16 protein-coding genes are annotated in these 14469 nt (G+C 66.5%); 14 read left to right on the top strand and 2 right to left on the bottom strand.

The genetic code is table 11. The annotated features are described in order from the left end of the window. Positions 1-72 precede the first annotated feature (72 nt). Positions 73-2775, bottom strand: coding sequence for a DNA polymerase I (gene polA, locus ACKVEX_RS10695; protein WP_473215716.1), 2703 nt, complete (start codon positions 2773-2775; stop codon positions 73-75). Between the two features lie 706 nt (positions 2776-3481). Between polA and ACKVEX_RS10690 the strand changes: the two genes are divergently transcribed. From ACKVEX_RS10690 to ACKVEX_RS10625, 14 genes are all read left to right on the top strand, one after another. Continuing rightward, positions 3482-3808: a DUF2782 domain-containing protein gene (locus ACKVEX_RS10690; RefSeq protein WP_473215715.1), complete on the top strand. Its 327-nt coding sequence runs from the start codon at positions 3482-3484 to the stop codon at positions 3806-3808. Positions 3809-3866: 58 nt separating this feature from the next. Continuing rightward, a complete protein-coding gene (locus tag ACKVEX_RS10685) occupies positions 3867-4811 on the top strand; it encodes a homoserine kinase (protein ID WP_473215714.1) in 945 nt (314 codons plus the stop codon). A gap of 97 nt (positions 4812-4908) precedes the next feature. Beyond that, entirely contained in the window at positions 4909-5679 is a 771-nt protein-coding gene (locus tag ACKVEX_RS10680; protein ID WP_473215713.1) for a BPSS1780 family membrane protein, read from the top strand. Then, the gene (nadD, locus tag ACKVEX_RS10675) at positions 5660-6337 is read left to right on the top strand and encodes a nicotinate-nucleotide adenylyltransferase (RefSeq protein ID WP_473215712.1); all 678 of its coding nucleotides are present in this window, start codon (positions 5660-5662) and stop codon (positions 6335-6337) included. Before ACKVEX_RS10680 ends, nadD begins: the two co-directional genes overlap by 20 nt. A 4-nt stretch (positions 6338-6341) precedes the next feature. Further along, complete coding sequence (gene rsfS / locus ACKVEX_RS10670) at positions 6342-6716, top strand: ribosome silencing factor (RefSeq protein WP_473215711.1); 375 nt, start codon at positions 6342-6344, stop codon at positions 6714-6716. A gap of 21 nt (positions 6717-6737) precedes the next feature. Continuing rightward, positions 6738-7208: a 23S rRNA (pseudouridine(1915)-N(3))-methyltransferase RlmH gene (gene rlmH, locus ACKVEX_RS10665; RefSeq protein WP_473215710.1), complete on the top strand. Its 471-nt coding sequence runs from the start codon at positions 6738-6740 to the stop codon at positions 7206-7208. 14 nt (positions 7209-7222) lie between these two features. Then, positions 7223-7840, top strand: coding sequence for a Maf family protein (locus ACKVEX_RS10660; protein ID WP_473215709.1), 618 nt, complete (start codon positions 7223-7225; stop codon positions 7838-7840). A gap of 117 nt (positions 7841-7957) precedes the next feature. Continuing rightward, entirely contained in the window at positions 7958-9433 is a 1476-nt protein-coding gene (gene rng / locus ACKVEX_RS10655; RefSeq protein ID WP_473215708.1) for a ribonuclease G, read from the top strand. 3 nt (positions 9434-9436) lie between these two features. Beyond that, the gene (locus ACKVEX_RS10650; RefSeq protein WP_473215707.1) at positions 9437-10381 is read left to right on the top strand and encodes a prenyltransferase; all 945 of its coding nucleotides are present in this window, start codon (positions 9437-9439) and stop codon (positions 10379-10381) included. 40 nt (positions 10382-10421) lie between these two features. Continuing rightward, positions 10422-11021, top strand: a complete 600-nt coding sequence (gene ruvA, locus ACKVEX_RS10645; protein WP_473215706.1) for a Holliday junction branch migration protein RuvA — start codon at positions 10422-10424, stop codon at positions 11019-11021. 86 nt (positions 11022-11107) lie between these two features. Continuing rightward, positions 11108-11392: a plasmid mobilization protein gene (locus ACKVEX_RS10640; RefSeq protein ID WP_473215705.1), complete on the top strand. Its 285-nt coding sequence runs from the start codon at positions 11108-11110 to the stop codon at positions 11390-11392. Then, positions 11389-11592 (top strand): hypothetical protein, encoded by a 204-nt coding sequence (locus ACKVEX_RS10635; RefSeq protein WP_473215704.1) that lies wholly within the window; start codon positions 11389-11391, stop codon positions 11590-11592. The genes ACKVEX_RS10640 and ACKVEX_RS10635 overlap by 4 nt, the downstream gene beginning before the upstream one ends. A 53-nt stretch (positions 11593-11645) precedes the next feature. Continuing rightward, positions 11646-12695, top strand: a complete 1050-nt coding sequence (ruvB, locus tag ACKVEX_RS10630) for a Holliday junction branch migration DNA helicase RuvB (RefSeq protein WP_473215703.1) — start codon at positions 11646-11648, stop codon at positions 12693-12695. Between the two features lie 18 nt (positions 12696-12713). Further along, positions 12714-13058 carry a hypothetical protein gene (locus ACKVEX_RS10625; RefSeq protein ID WP_473215702.1) on the top strand — a complete coding sequence of 115 codons (345 nt, stop codon included), beginning with the start codon at positions 12714-12716 and terminating at the stop codon, positions 13056-13058. 9 nt (positions 13059-13067) lie between these two features. Here the strand turns inward: ACKVEX_RS10625 and ACKVEX_RS10620 are convergent, their stop codons facing one another. After that, positions 13068-14258: a class I SAM-dependent rRNA methyltransferase gene (locus tag ACKVEX_RS10620; protein ID WP_473215701.1), complete on the bottom strand. Its 1191-nt coding sequence runs from the start codon at positions 14256-14258 to the stop codon at positions 13068-13070. Positions 14259-14469: the final 211 nt, after the last annotated feature.

Genomic DNA, 14469 nt, shown 5'->3' with positions numbered 1-14469 from the left:
TGCATCAATTTTGATGCAAAACTACACCTCTCCAAGCATCATTACAACATCACCTGCATCCGATCATACGATTCAATGCGCCTGATCCCAGTTCTCCCCCACCCCCACCTCGACCAGCAGCGGCACCTTCAGTTCGGCCACACCACCCATCAGGCGCGGCAGTTCTGCACGAATGATGTCGAGCTCGGCCGTCGGCACTTCCAGCACCAGCTCGTCGTGCACCTGCAGGATCAGGCGGGACGCGAGGCCTTCTGCCTTCAGCCACGCGTGGGTCGCGATCATCGCCTTCTTGATCAGGTCGGCGGCGGTGCCCTGCATCGGCGCGTTGATCGCGGCGCGTTCGGCGCCCTGGCGGCGGCCGGCCTGCTGGGCGCGGATGTCGGGCAGATACAGGCGGCGGCCGAACACGGTCTCGACATAGCCCTGGGACTTCGCGATCGTCTTGGTCTCGTCCATGTAGCGGGCGACGCCGGGGTAGCGGGCGAAGTAGCGGTCTATCCAGCTCTGCGCGGCGGCACGGTCGATCCCAAGGTTGCGGGCCAGGCCGTGCGCGCTCATGCCGTAGATCAGACCGAAGTTGATGACCTTGGCGTAGCGGCGCTGCTCGCTGCTGACCTCGGCCGGCGGCACGCCGAAGACCTCGGCGGCGGTCGCGCGATGCACGTCCTCGCCGTGCGCGAACGCGTCGAGCAGGCGTTCGTCGGCCGACAGGTGCGCCATGATGCGCAGCTCGATCTGGGAATAGTCGGCGCTGACGATGCTGCAGCCCTTGGGCGCGATGAAGGCCGCGCGGATGCGCCGACCCTCGTCGGTACGGATCGGGATGTTCTGCAGGTTGGGCTCCGAGCTGGCGAGCCGGCCGGTCACCGCGGTCGCCTGCGAGAAGCTGGTATGCACGCGTCCGGTCCTGGGGTTGACCATGCGCGGCAACTTGTCGGCATAGGTGCTCTTCAGCTTGGCCAGCCCGCGGTGCTCGAGCAGCAGCTTGGGCAGCGGGTAGTCGTCGGCGAGCTGCGTCAGCACGTCCTCGTCGGTCGAGGGCTGGCCGGTGGCGGTCTTCTTGACCACCGGCAGACCGAGCTTGCCGAACAGGATCTCGCCGAGCTGCTTGGGCGAGCCGAGGTTGAACGGCTGGCCGGCGAGCGTGTGCGCCTCGCGCTCCAGTTCGAACAGCCGCCGCCCGAGTTCCTCGCCATGCTGCGCGAGCAGAAAGGGGTCGATCAGCACGCCGGTGCGCTCCATGTCGAGCAGCACACCCATCGCCGGCAGCTCGATGTCGCGATACAGCGCGTCGAGCCGGGGCTCGCGCGCCAGCATCGCCGAGAAGTGCCGATGCAGGCGCAGCGTCACGTCGGCGTCCTCGGCGGCGTACTCGGTGGCACGCTCGATCGGCACTTCGGCAAAGCCGATCTGCTTCGCGCCCTTGCCGCAGACCTCGGTGTAGGTGATCGTCTTCAGCCCCAGATGCCGGCTCGCGAGCGAATCCATGTCATGCGGCTTGTCGCTTTCGAGCACGTAGGATTCCAGCAGCGTGTCGGCCGCGATGCCGCCCAGGCGGATGTCGTGATTGGCGAGCACATGCGCGTCATACTTCAGGTTTTGGCCGACCTTGCGATGGGCGTCCGACTCGAGCCAGGGCCTGAGCTTGGCGAGGACTTCGTCGATCGGCAGTTGCGTCGGCTGCTCGTCATCGACATGCGCGAGCGGCAGGTAGGCCGCCTCGCCCGGTTCGACCGAGAACGACATCCCCACCAGCCGCGCCGCCATCGGATCCAGACTGGTGGTCTCGGTGTCGAAGGCGGTGATGTCGGCCGCGTCGATCTTGCCGAGCCAGGCGTCGAGGGTCGGCCAGTCGAGGATCGTCGCGTAGTCCTCCGTTAAAATGGGGTCAGACTCCTTTTTCGCGGAGAAAAAGGAGTCTGACCCCATTTTAATCTCCAGATCCTTGAGCCACGACCTGAATTCGAAGCGCTCGTACAGCGCGCGCAACGCGGCCTTGTCGTCTTCGCGCGCGGGCAGGTCGGATGGCTTGACCGGCAGGTCGAGGTCGGTGGCGACGGTGACCAGGCGGCGGCCGAGCGGCAGGAAGTCGAGATGCTTGCGCAGGTTCTCGCCGACCTTGCCGCCGACCTTGTCGGCGTTGGCGATCAGGTTGTCCAGCGTGCCGTATTCGGTCAGCCATTTGACCGCGGTCTTGGGGCCGCACTTGTCCACGCCGGGCACGTTGTCCACGGTGTCGCCGACCAGCGCAAGGTAATCGACGATGCGCTCCGGGGGAACGCCGAACTTCGCGGTGACACCCGCCTCGTCCAGCACCTCCTCGCTCATCGTGTTGATCCAGCGCACGCCGGGCTGCACCAGCTGGGTCAGATCCTTGTCGCCGGTGGAGATGACCACGTCCCAGCCGGCCTCGACCGCTTGGCGGGTCAGCGTGCCGATCACGTCGTCGGCCTCTACGCCGTCGACCATCAGCAGCGGCCAGCCCTCGGCCTCGACCGCCTGGTGCAGCGGCTCGATCTGCGCGCGCAGGTCGTCCGGCATCGGCGGGCGGTGCGACTTGTACTCCGGATACCAGTCGTCGCGAAAGGTCTTGCCCTTGGCATCGAAGACGCACGCGCGATACTCCGCCGCATAGTCCGCCTCGAGCCGCCGAAGCATCGACAGCACGCCGCGGATCGCCCCGGTCGGCTCGCCGGCCGAATTGCGCAGATCGGGCAGCGCGTGGAACGCGCGATAAAGGTAACTGGAACCGTCGACGAGCAGCAACTTGGGCATCGCGAACCTTCACTGTGAAAAAATTGGCGAAACGATTGGATTATCCCAGAGTTGGCCGCACCAGGACCGACCCAAGGCGGCCGTCTTCCAGTGCGTGAACTCTGCGTTGTCCCGGGACAGATGCAGCGAAGCACGGTCTGACTTGTTTCGACATGAGTTCGCAAGGCGCAAGGTAGCTCCATACAACGTGCAGCACTACACTAGTGGAGTGGTGCGCTCTTGATGAGATATTCACGTCGACCGGCATCACAGCCGCTTGGTGAGCGGAGTTCGCCATGAGCCGATAGAAGGTGCCTTCCCCTTCAAGGGGAAGGACAGGATGGGGATGGGTCACGGCCGCCGTGGGGAAACCCATCCCCACCCCAGCCCGTCCAATCGCAAACGTCGCTGGCGCGACCTTCCCCTTGAAGGGGAGGGAGAAACCCGTCTCCGCGAAGCGGTCGTATAAGTTCCATTCAGCGTGCACCACTACACTAGATTCATAACTGTTGTCAGGAACAATGGTGAGACGCTCTCCCGAGCAAATTTCTGCGATCCGGCAATCTGCAAGCGAAGCCTTCGGTGACGATACGGCAGTGTGGCTGTTCGGTTCGCGCGTGGACGACGCCAGGCGCGGTGGCGACGAGGACCTGCTTATCTCGCCGCCGGCGTGCGACGCAGCCGGGCGGCTTTCGCGGTAGAATCGATTCAATTAATGGAGAATGACATGCGTCGATTCGTGCTTGCCCTGCTGCTCGCGCTGGCCCTGCCGGTGATGGCGCAACAACCTCCCGGACTCGAGCCACTGCCCGAGCCGCCGCCCCCGCCGCCGGGCATGACCGATGAATTCGAACCCGAGGTCACCATTCTTCAGCGCGACGGCAACACGGTCGAGGAATACCGCATCAACGGTCGCCTTTACATGGTCAAGGTCACGCCGCCGCACGGGGTGCCCTACTATCTGATCGACCGGCGCGGCGATGGCACGCTGGTGCGGCACAACGATGCCTCGCCTCCGCTGTCGGTGCCGATGTGGGTGATCCGCTCGTGGTGATCTGCGCCATGTACCGGGAGCGGTGCAGCCCGTGACCGGCGGCGCACGCTGAACGTCCATGGCGGTATTCACATCGGTATCGACCGAAACGCTCGCAGCCTGGCTGGGCCGTTATGCGATCGGCCGGCTGGTCGAGCTGAAAGGCATTTCGGCCGGCGTACAGAACAGCAACTTCTTCGTGACGACCACGCTGGGCCGTTACGTATTGACGCTGTTCGAATCCATTCCACGCCCGGAGCTGCCCTACTACCTTTACCTGATGGCGCACCTGGCCCATCACGGATTGCCGGTACCGGCCCCGATCGCCGACCGCGACAACGAGTACCTCGGCACGCTGAGCGACAAACCCGCCGCGCTGGTCGCGCGCCTGGTCGGCGCGTCCATCATGGACCCGAGCCCGGCACAGTGCGGCCGGGTCGGCGCGATGCTGGCGGGCCTGCATCTGGCGGGCCTGTCCTACGGTCGCCGCCAGCCCAATCCGCGCGGCGCGGACTGGCGCGACCACACCGCGCAGCGGGTTCGCCCCTTTCTCGCCGCGGACGAACAGACCCTGCTCGACACCGAACTCGCGTTCCAGGCGGCACAGCAACACGCGGCGCTGCCGGTCGGCGCGATTCATGCCGACCTTTTTCGCGACAACGTGCTGTGGGACGGCGAGCATATCGGCGGGGTCATCGACTTCTACTTCGCGGGGCACGATGCGCTGCTGTTCGATGTCGCGGTCACGGTCAACGACTGGTGTACCATGGCCGACGGTGCGCTCGACCCGGTCCGGACCGATGCACTGCTGACCGCGTACCACCTGGAGCGCCCCTTCAGCGTGGATGAACTCGCCTGCTGGCCGGCGATGCTGCGCGCCGCGGCGCTGCGCTTCTGGCTGTCACGCGCCGAGGATTTCCACCTGCCCAAGGAAGGCGAACTGGTGCAGGTGAAGAATCCGGGCGAATATCGCGACATCCTGCGGCTGCGCATCGACACCACCCACCCGCTGCCGCAGGGCTGAGCCGCTGCGCAGGAACCAATCGCACCCGGCCGATGCCCATTACGGGGCCGGACATCCACCCACCCAAACACTCACATAGCCAACCAACGACGACTCGATGCAAGCCCGAAAACTTCCCCTCCAGCGCGGCTGGGCGTGGCTCCGCGAAGGCTTCATGCTGTGGCGACGCAATCCGGCCCTGCTGACCTTCGCCTCCTTCGGCTATCTGCTGATCCTGGTGCTGATCAGCTCGGTGCCGCTGCTCGGCCAGGCGATCGCATCGCTGATCATGCCGGTGCTGTCGCTCGGCGTGCTCAACACCTGTCGTGCGATCGACGAAGGCCGCAAAGGCGGCCCCGACCTGCTGTTCTCCGGCTTCAAGAGCAACGTGCCGGCGCTGGTCACGATCGGCGGTTTCTACCTGGTCGGCAGCGTGCTGGTCATCCTGCTGACGTCGGCGACCGACGGCGGCGCGTTGATCGGCATGATGCGCGGCGAGTTCGACCCGGAATCCGGCGAGGTGCCGGACCTCGGCTTCTCGGTGATCGTGGCGATGATCCTGTCCGCACCGGTCATCATGGCCTACTGGTTCGCACCGATCCTGGCCGGTTGGTGGAAGATTTCCGCCCCCAAGGCGATGTTCTTCAGCTTCTATGCCTGTTTGCAGAACTGGCGCCCGTTCCTGGCCTACGGCATTTCGCTGGCGGTGGTGGGCGGCATCGTTCCGGGCCTGCTGATCGGTACGATCGGCGCGGTGATTCCGCTGCTGGGCCAGATCCTGATGCTGCTGGTGCCGCTGGTGCTCGTGCCGGCGATCTTTGCGAGCTTCTACATCAATGCACGCGAGGTGTTCGCCACCGTGAGCGTCGATGAACGCATCGAAGACTGACGCGGCACCGATCGGCCTGCTGGGCGGCACCTTCGATCCGATCCACTTCGGGCATCTGCGCCTGGCGGAGGAAGCCGGCGAGGCGCTCGGCCTGGACACGATCACGTTCATCCCGGCAGGCGACCCGCCCCATCGCGACGCCCCGGCGACCGGCGCCCGCATTCGGCTGGAACTCGTGCGTCTGGCCACCGCCGGAAACGATCGCTTCAGCATCGACGACGGCGAAGTGTTCGCCACCGGCAAGAGCTATACGGTGCTCACGCTCGAGCGCCTGCGACGGCGCTTCGGTTCGACCCGTCCGCTGGTGTTGATCCTCGGTGCGGACGCATTCCAGGGACTGCATACCTGGCATCGGTGGACCGACGTGCTGCAGCTCGCCCATGTCGCGGTCGCGAACCGCCCGGGGACCGCGCCGCACGGCCGCCGCTGGCCGGGCGTGCTCGCACCCGAGCTGGACGAGGAATGCGGACACCGCATCGACACCGACCCGCAGGCCCTGTGCACATCTCCCGCCGGACGCGTTGTGCCGTTCGACATGACACCGCTGGCGATCTCCGCGTCACTGATACGCGACCTCATCCGCTCCGGGCACAGCGCACGCTATTTGCTCCCCGATTCGGTTCTCGACTATATTGGCTCGCATGACCTCTATCGCTGAATCCATGGACATCCGCAAACTCGAAAAGATCGTCGTTGCCGCGCTGGAAGACATCAAGGCGCAGGACATCGACGTGATCAACACCGCCAAGATCACGCCGCTGTTCGATCGGGTCATCGTCGCCAGCGCCGACTCCAATCGCCAGACGCGCGCACTGGCCCGAAACGTCCAGGAGAAGGTGAAGGAAGCTGGCGGCGACGTGATCAGCATAGAGGGCGAGGAGACCGGCGAATGGGTGCTGGTGGATCTCGGCGACATCGTCGTGCACGTGATGCAGCCGGCGGTGCGCAGCCACTACCGGCTCGAAGAGCTGTGGACCAGCACCCCGTCATCGCGGCGCAAGGTGGTCGACGCGGCGGCCCCCAACAAGACCGAATGAGCGGCGCGCCGCCAGACGAACATGAAACTCCTGATCGTCGCGGTCGGCACGCGCATGCCTGGATGGGTCGAGGCCGGCTTCGACGAGTTCGCGCGCCGAATGCCGCGTGAGCTGCCGCTGCAGCTGATCGAGGTGAAGGCCGAAGCACGCACGTCAGGCAAGACGGTCGAAGCGATGATGACCGCCGAGGCCTCACGCATCAACGCCGCGCTGCCGTCGCGCTGCCGGCGGGTCGTGCTCGACGAGCACGGCACCGAGCTCACCACCACCGCGCTGGCCGGCCGCCTCACCGCGTGGCAGGGCGGCGGCGAGGATGTCGCCTTCATCGTCGGTGGTCCGGACGGACTTGCATCGGAGATCAAGAATCGCGCGCACGAGCGCATCCGCCTGTCCAGCCTGACCCTGCCGCATGCGCTGGTGCGCCCGCTGCTGGCCGAGGCCTTGTACCGCGCCTGGACGGTGACCCGCAACCATCCCTATCATCGCGAATGACCGTTCCCGCAACCATGACCTCGAAAATCTATCTCGCGTCCCGCAGCCCGCGGCGCCGCGAACTGCTGCGCCAGATCGGCGTCCATTTCGACCTGCTGGTGTTTCGCAGCGGCGAGCGGGGCGAGGACGCGGACGTCGACGAGACCCCGTTCGACGGCGAAGCGGTGGAGCGCTATGTCGAACGGCTCGCGCTGTGCAAGGCGGATGCGGGTTACCGGCGCGTGCGCTGGCGCCACCTGCCCCCCCAGCCGGTGCTGGCGGCCGACACCACGCTCGAACTGGATGGCGAGATCATCGGCAAACCGGCCTCGGCCGACGATGCGCGTGCGATCCTGCGCCGGCTGTCGGGACGCGCGCACCGGGTGCTGACCGCGGTGGCGGTGTGCGACGGCGAACGCACCCGCAGCGCGATCAGCATCAGCGACGTTCGCTTCCGGGAACTCGACGACGCCGAGATCCGTCACTACGTGACCACCGGCGAACCGCTGGACAAGGCGGGCGCCTACGGCATACAGGGGCGCGCGGCGATGTTCATCGAAGAGATACGCGGCAGCTATTCCGGCATAATGGGGCTGCCGTTGTTCGAGACGGCGCAACTGCTCGACACCTTCGGTAATCCGCTTCATCCCTAGCAACCCGGCGGACGGATGGACAATCCGCAATGGCTGGCCGCGCTCCGACAGCCGGCCTGCCATTGCGCATTTTCCATCTTGGGGGGACCGTTCGCCCGAACGGTCCCGGGTTCACCGATGAACATCGAATTTCTGATCAATTTCACGCCCCAGGAGACGCGCGTCGCCCTGGTCGAGCAGGGCATCGTGCAGGAACTGCACGTCGAGCGCACCGCCAATCGCGGCATCGTCGGAAACATCTACCTCGGCAAGGTGGTGCGGGTGCTGCCCGGCATGCAGTCGGCCTTCATCGACATCGGCCTGGACCGCACCGCGTTCCTGCACGTGGCCGACATCTGGAACGAGCAACGGCACAACGGCCACAATGGTCATGGCGGCGATGGCACCCGCCCGATCGAGCGCATCCTGGCCGAGGGGCAGAGCCTCACCGTGCAGGTGCTGAAGGATCCGATCGGCACGAAGGGCGCACGCCTGTCGACACAGATCAGCTTGGCCGGACGCCTGCTTGTGTATCTGCCGCAGGAAAAGCACATCGGCATCTCGCAGCGCATCGAGGACGCGACCGAGCGGGAATCCCTGCGCGACCGCCTGACCCGCATGATGCCCGAGGAGGAGACCGGCGGTTTCATCGTGCGCACGATGGCCGAATCCGCTTCGGACGACGAACTGGCGGCCGACATCGCCTACCTGCGCAAGCTGTGGGCCGAGATCCGCAGCCGCGCCACCGGCCAACTGCCGCCCGACCTGCTATACGAGGACCTCGACCTCGGCCAGCGCGTATTGCGGGACCTGGTCAATGGCGACACCACGCGCATCCTGGTCGACTCGCGCGAGAACTTCCAGAAACTCACGGCCTTCGCGGCCGAGTACAGCCCCAAGGTGCTGCCGCTGCTCGAGCATTATGGCGGGGAGCGTCCGCTGTTCGACCTGCACAACATCGAGGACGAGGTCCAGCGGGCGCTCGCGCGTCGCGTCGACCTGAAGTCCGGCGGCTATCTGATCATCGACCAGACCGAGGCGATGACCACGGTCGACGTAAACACCGGCGGCTTCGTCGGCGCGCGCAACTTCGACGACACCATTTTCAAGACCAATCTGGAGTCGGCGCACACGATTGCACGCCAGCTTCGCCTGCGCAACCTGGGCGGCATCATCATCATCGACTTCATCGACATGGAAAACGCCGAGCACCGCGACATGGTGCTCGACGAGTTCCGCAAGGCGCTGGCCCGCGACCATACCAAGATGAGCGTGAATGGCTTCACCGCACTCGGCCTGGTCGAGATGACGCGCAAGCGCACCCGGGAGTCGCTCGCACACCTGCTGTGCGAACCCTGCCCCACCTGCGAGGGCCGCGGCGAAGTCAAGACCGCGCGGACCGTCTGCTACGAGATTCTGCGAGAACTGTTGCGGGAGGCGCGCCAGTTCAATGCCCGCGAGTTCCGCGTGCTGGCCGCCCCGAACGTGATTGACCTGTTCCTCGACGAGGAGTCGCAGGCGCTCGCGATGCTGTCGGACTTCATCAGCAAGAAGATCTCGCTGCATCCGGAAGCAAGCTACACGCAGGAACAGTTCGACATCGTGCTGCTGTAGAACATGACGCCGGCCGAACCGACTCCGCAGGCCTTTGCGAACCCGCTCGCGCGCCATGTCGCCGCGACCCGGCCGGCGTTCCTGTCGGTGACGCTGGTCGCCGGCCTGATCGGACTCGCCTCCGCCCATGCGGACGGCGTCACGATCGATATCGCGCGCGCACTGGTGACGGTGTTGTTCGCATTGCTCGCGCACGCCGGGGGCAACGTCATCAACGATTACCATGACGCGCGCAGCGGTGCAGACAAAGCGAATACCGGCCGGCTCTTTCCCTTCACCGGCGGCAGCCGTTTCATCCAGAACGGGGTCATGACACCGCGCCAGACCGCTGTCTTCGGCTATGGGCTGCTTGCCGTGGTGGTGCCGGCCGGCCTGTGGCTGGCGGCGGGCTCGGGCGGCGGCCTTCTTCTGATCGGTGCCGCCGGGCTGCTGCTGGGCTGGGCCTATTCCGCCCCGCCGCTGCAACTGGTCGGTCGCGGCCTGGGCGAGATCGTCGTGGCCGCGTGCTGGCTGCTGGTGGTGGTCGGCACCGACTATGTGCAGCGCGGCGCGTTCGCCTGGACGCCGGTCGCGGTCGGCCTGTCCTTCGCATTGCTGGTCGCCAACCTGCTCTACATCAACCAGTTTCCGGATCACGACGGCGACGCGGCCGCGGGCAAGCGCACCGTGATCGTCAGGCTCGGGCCGGAGAGCGCCAAGTGGGGTTATTTCGGCATCGCGATCGCCGCCTATGCCTGGCTGGTGATCCAGATCGGACGGGACAACCTGCCGCAGGCCTGCGGTGTGGCGCTGATCACGATCGTGATGTCGATGAGCGCATCACGCGAACTGCGCGAATACGCCAGCAGTCCGTCGGAACTGGGCAAGGCGATCAAGCTCACCATCGCGACCGCGGTGCTGCACGGCCTGCTGCTCGCCGGCACCCTCGCGTTCGACTGGCGCGCATGACTGATTACCGCCCCAATAACCTCGACGAACTGACCCCATCATGATCGGACGCATCACCGGCCTGCTGCTCGAAAAGAACCCGCCCCAGATCGTGCTCGACTGCAACGGCATCGGCTACGAAATCGACGTGCCGATGAGCACCTTCTACGGCCTGCCGGCGACCGGGCAGAAGGTCACGCTGTTCACGCATTTCGCGGTGCGCGAGGACGGCCACTTTCTGTACGGCTTCGCCAGCGACGACGAGCGCACCGCGTTCCGCCAGTTGCTGAAGGTGTCCGGCATCGGTGCGCGCACCGCGCTGGCGGTGCTGTCCGGCCTGTCGGTCGCCGACCTCGCGCATGCGGTGACCCTGCAGGAATCCGGTCGCCTGGTGAAGATTCCCGGCATCGGCAAGAAGACCGCCGAGCGCCTGCTGCTGGAATTGCGCGACCGGCTGGGCAAGGCCCTGCCCACGTTGCAGACCACCGGTGTCGCCGCGCCAGCCGCCGCCCCGCCCGACGCCCGCAGCGACATCCTGAATGCCCTGCTCGCACTCGGCTACAACGAACGCGAGGCTGCCGCCGCGATGAAGGGTCTTCCCGCGGACGCGACGGTGTCCGATGGCATCCGGCTGGCCCTGCGGCAGCTCTCCAAGGCCTGAGCACTCCCGGACCTGGCCGCATCTTGACTCGAGACGGTGTGGCGCTAGAATGAACATGCACAGCACATGTACACAGGAGGCAAGTCATGGCCACTGCAACCGAACGCATTCCGGTCCTGGTCACCCCGCAGGAGAAGGCGCACATCGCGCAGATGGCCCGGGAGGCCAACCTGTCCATGGGCGAATACCTGCGCCGGGCCGCGGCGGCGTTCCGGGCGCCGGAGGACGAGCGCCTGCTAGCCGGCATGATCGAGCAGATGCTCGCGACCACCGCGCGCGCGAACAAGGCCATGGACGAGGCCCTGGCCCTGGTCGCCAAATCCGAGGCACGCATCGAGGCGCGGGAGCGCAAAGCGGGTGCGCACGGATGAGCGTGACCGAGAAGATGTGGGACGCGATCACCACGGTGATCCGCATGAATGACAAGATCGAGCGCATGGCCGAAGCCATGGGCAGGCAGCAGCAAAGGATCGAGCAGCTCAACGAGCGCGTGATCCGGCTCGAGACCGCGCTCGAGATCGCGCTGTCCCAGGGCGGCACGACACCGCGGCGCATCACCCGCCCGGAGTAGCCTGCTACGGACACGCGCCGCGACACCCCGACGATAGTGGGCGACAATACCGCATGATCGAAACCGACAAGCTGCAGGCCCCGAGACTGATCTCCGCACAAGCCACGGATCGTCAGGAAGACGCGGTCGAGCGCGCGCTCAGGCCCAAGCGCCTGGTCGAATACGTCGGGCAGGCCAAGATCCGCGAGCAGCTGGAGATCTTCATCCAGGCCGCGCGCAATCGCAACGAGTCGCTGGATCACGTGCTGCTGTTCGGTCCGCCCGGCCTGGGCAAGACCACGCTCGCGCATATCGTCGCGGCCGAGATGGGCGTGAACTTGCGTCAAACCTCCGGCCCGGTGCTGGAGCGCGCCGGAGACCTGGCCGCGCTGCTGACCAATCTCGAACCGCATGACGTGCTGTTCATCGACGAGATCCATCGCCTCTCCCCGGTGGTCGAGGAGATCCTGTATCCGGCGCTGGAGGACTTCCAGATCGACATCATGATCGGCGAAGGCCCGGCCGCACGCTCGGTCAAGCTCGATCTGCCGCCGTTCACGCTGGTCGGCGCGACCACCCGCGCCGGGATGCTGACCAACCCGCTGCGCGACCGCTTCGGCATCGTCGCGCGGCTGGAGTTCTACACCCCCGACGAGCTGTCCTACATCGTCGGGCGCTCGGCGCGACTACTCAATGTCGAGATCGACGACGCCGGTTCGTTCGAGATCGCACGGCGCTCGCGTGGCACGCCGCGCATCGCCAACCGGCTGCTGCGCCGGGTCCGGGACTATGCCGAGGTCAAGGCGCAGGGCCATATCACCGCCGCCGTCGCGGACGCGGCACTGGTGATGCTGGACGTGGACCACCTCGGCCTCGACCTGATGGACCGCAAGCTGCTCGGCGCGATGCTGGAGAAGTTCGGCGGCGGTCCGGTCGGCCTGGACAACATCGCCGCGGCGATCGGCGAATCCTCGGACACGATCGAGGACGTGCTCGAACCCTATCTGATCCAGCAGGGCTATCTGCAGCGCACCCCGCGCGGACGCATGGCCACCGCGTCGATCTGGCAGCACTTCGGCCTGACCCGCCCGGGAAGTGGCAACGACCTGTTCCCCGGCGGCTGAGACCGCCGGCCCGCCCCGATGCGCACCTTCCAGGCCTTCGTCATCATCCTGTGCCTGATCGGCGGACTGTATCTGCTGCAGGGCCCGGAATTCTACTGGCCGGATCGCGGGGACCCGTCCCACGCCACGCATCTCGCCGGATGGTCGTCGCGCCTGCTGGGGCTGGCCTTGCTCACCACCGCCGGGCTGGGCGTGATGATCGCGCGGCAGGCGGGCCGTGCCGACGGCAAGGCAGCGCCGCGCGCATGGCAGCTACGCTTCTTCGTGCTGCTGATGCTGGTGATCGGGCTGATCAACGCCGCCTTCCAGCTCGGCGAGCACGGCCCCAATCCGGAATCCCGACGCTACGTCGAACCGCGCTGACGCGGGACCTCAGCCCACCTCGACCGCCAGCCCCTTCAGATATTCGCCCTCCGGCACGGCCAGGCCCACCGGATGATCCGCGGCCGCCGACAGGCGATGGATGATGCGCGCATCCACGCCCGCGTCGGCAGCCGCGCCGGCGACGATCTTCTGGAACAGTTCCACCCCGATCCCGCCCGAACAGGAATACGTCATCAGGATGCCGCCCGGATTGAGCAGGCGGAAGCCGAACAGGTTGATGTCCTTGTACGCGCGGGCGGCGCGCTCGGCATGGGCGGCCGACGGGGCGAACTTGGGCGGATCGAGCACGATCAGATCGAAGCGCCGTTCGTCGCGCCTGAGCGCGCGCAAGGCCTCGAATACGTCTGCCTGCTGCCACTCGGTCCGGCCGGCGTCCAGCTGCGGGTTCAGCGCGAGATTGCGACGCGCGATCTCGAGCGCCGGCCCCGAGGAATCGATCGACAGCACCGAGGACGCGCCGCCGGCCAGCGCCTGCAGCGAAAACCCGCCGGTATAGCAGAAGCAGTTGAGCACCGCGCGATCGCGTGCCAGCACACCGGTGAGCAGGCGGTTGTCGCGCTGATCCAGATAGAACCCGGTCTTGTGCCCGGCGACCACGTCCACGATCAGCCGGACGCCGTTCTCGTCTATCGTGATGCCCTCGTCCGGCAGCGCGCCCGAAATGCAGCCCGACACCGGCTCCAGCCCCTCCAGTGCGCGCACCTCCGAGTCGGAGCGCTCATATACCGCGGTGCACGAGGTCGCCTGCTCGAGCGCGGCCACGATCGCGCCCCGCCACTTGTCGGCTCCGGCACTGGTCAGCTGCAGCACCACGACGTCGCCGAAGCGATCGGCGATCACGCCCGGCAGTCCGTCGGATTCCCCGTGGATCAGGCGCAACCCGGACTGGCCGGCGAGCATCGGATGCGACGCGCGTCGCGCCACCGACGCGGCCACACGGCGCTTGAAGAAACCATGGTCGATGCTCTCGTCCGGCGAGAACGACCACATCCGCGCGCGGATCTTCGACGACGGCGACCAGGCCGCGCGTCCCAGCAGGCGACCGTCGTCGGTCACGACCTCGACCGTGTCCCCGGGTCGTGCGCGTCCTTCGAGGCCGGCGACCGAACCTTCGAACACCCACGGATGACGACGGAAGAGCGAACGCTCCTTGCCGGCTTTCAGAACGAGTCGGGACATCGCGAACCACCGAATGAGCGGGAAAGGCGCCGATTCTACTGCGATTTCGATGCGAGCCAGGAACCGCCCAAGGGTCCGCGTGCAGTTTGCCGGCCTGAGACGGGGATCGGGACGCGAGCTGACACCGTGACGGACGCCTTCGCATCTGCAAGAAACGGGATGTTCGGCTCGACCGGCGCCGGCGTCGATGGGGCGGTCGAGCCGTTCGGAC

The sequence above is a fragment of the Denitraticella aggregata genome (assembly GCF_048158365.1).
Lineage (GTDB): Bacteria > Pseudomonadota > Gammaproteobacteria > Burkholderiales > Rhodocyclaceae > Azoarcus_F.
Note: the sequence above shows the minus strand (reverse complement) of the source record. Positions and strands in the feature narration are given on the sequence as shown.

Bases quoted from the DNA above. Each gene is read 5' to 3' on its own strand.
- ruvB (WP_473215703.1), top strand. From the start codon at position 11,646: ATGATCGAAACCGACAAGCTGCAGGCCCCGAGACTGATCTCCGCACAA.
- ACKVEX_RS10635 (WP_473215704.1), top strand. From the start codon at position 11,389: ATGAGCGTGACCGAGAAGATGTGGGACGCGATCACCACGGTGATCCGC.
- ACKVEX_RS10685 (WP_473215714.1), top strand. From the start codon at position 3,867: ATGGCGGTATTCACATCGGTATCGACCGAAACGCTCGCAGCCTGGCTG.
- ruvA (WP_473215706.1), top strand. From the start codon at position 10,422: ATGATCGGACGCATCACCGGCCTGCTGCTCGAAAAGAACCCGCCCCAG.
- ACKVEX_RS10680 (WP_473215713.1), top strand. From the start codon at position 4,909: ATGCAAGCCCGAAAACTTCCCCTCCAGCGCGGCTGGGCGTGGCTCCGC.
- rng (WP_473215708.1), top strand. From the start codon at position 7,958: ATGAACATCGAATTTCTGATCAATTTCACGCCCCAGGAGACGCGCGTC.
- ACKVEX_RS10650 (WP_473215707.1), top strand. From the start codon at position 9,437: ATGACGCCGGCCGAACCGACTCCGCAGGCCTTTGCGAACCCGCTCGCG.
- ACKVEX_RS10640 (WP_473215705.1), top strand. From the start codon at position 11,108: ATGGCCACTGCAACCGAACGCATTCCGGTCCTGGTCACCCCGCAGGAG.
- ACKVEX_RS10690 (WP_473215715.1), top strand. From the start codon at position 3,482: ATGCGTCGATTCGTGCTTGCCCTGCTGCTCGCGCTGGCCCTGCCGGTG.
- rsfS (WP_473215711.1), top strand. From the start codon at position 6,342: ATGGACATCCGCAAACTCGAAAAGATCGTCGTTGCCGCGCTGGAAGAC.
- ACKVEX_RS10625 (WP_473215702.1), top strand. From the start codon at position 12,714: ATGCGCACCTTCCAGGCCTTCGTCATCATCCTGTGCCTGATCGGCGGA.
- ACKVEX_RS10660 (WP_473215709.1), top strand. From the start codon at position 7,223: ATGACCTCGAAAATCTATCTCGCGTCCCGCAGCCCGCGGCGCCGCGAA.
- polA (WP_473215716.1), bottom strand. From the start codon at position 2,775: ATGCCCAAGTTGCTGCTCGTCGACGGTTCCAGTTACCTTTATCGCGCG.
- ACKVEX_RS10620 (WP_473215701.1), bottom strand. From the start codon at position 14,258: ATGTCCCGACTCGTTCTGAAAGCCGGCAAGGAGCGTTCGCTCTTCCGT.
- rlmH (WP_473215710.1), top strand. From the start codon at position 6,738: ATGAAACTCCTGATCGTCGCGGTCGGCACGCGCATGCCTGGATGGGTC.
- nadD (WP_473215712.1), top strand. From the start codon at position 5,660: ATGAACGCATCGAAGACTGACGCGGCACCGATCGGCCTGCTGGGCGGC.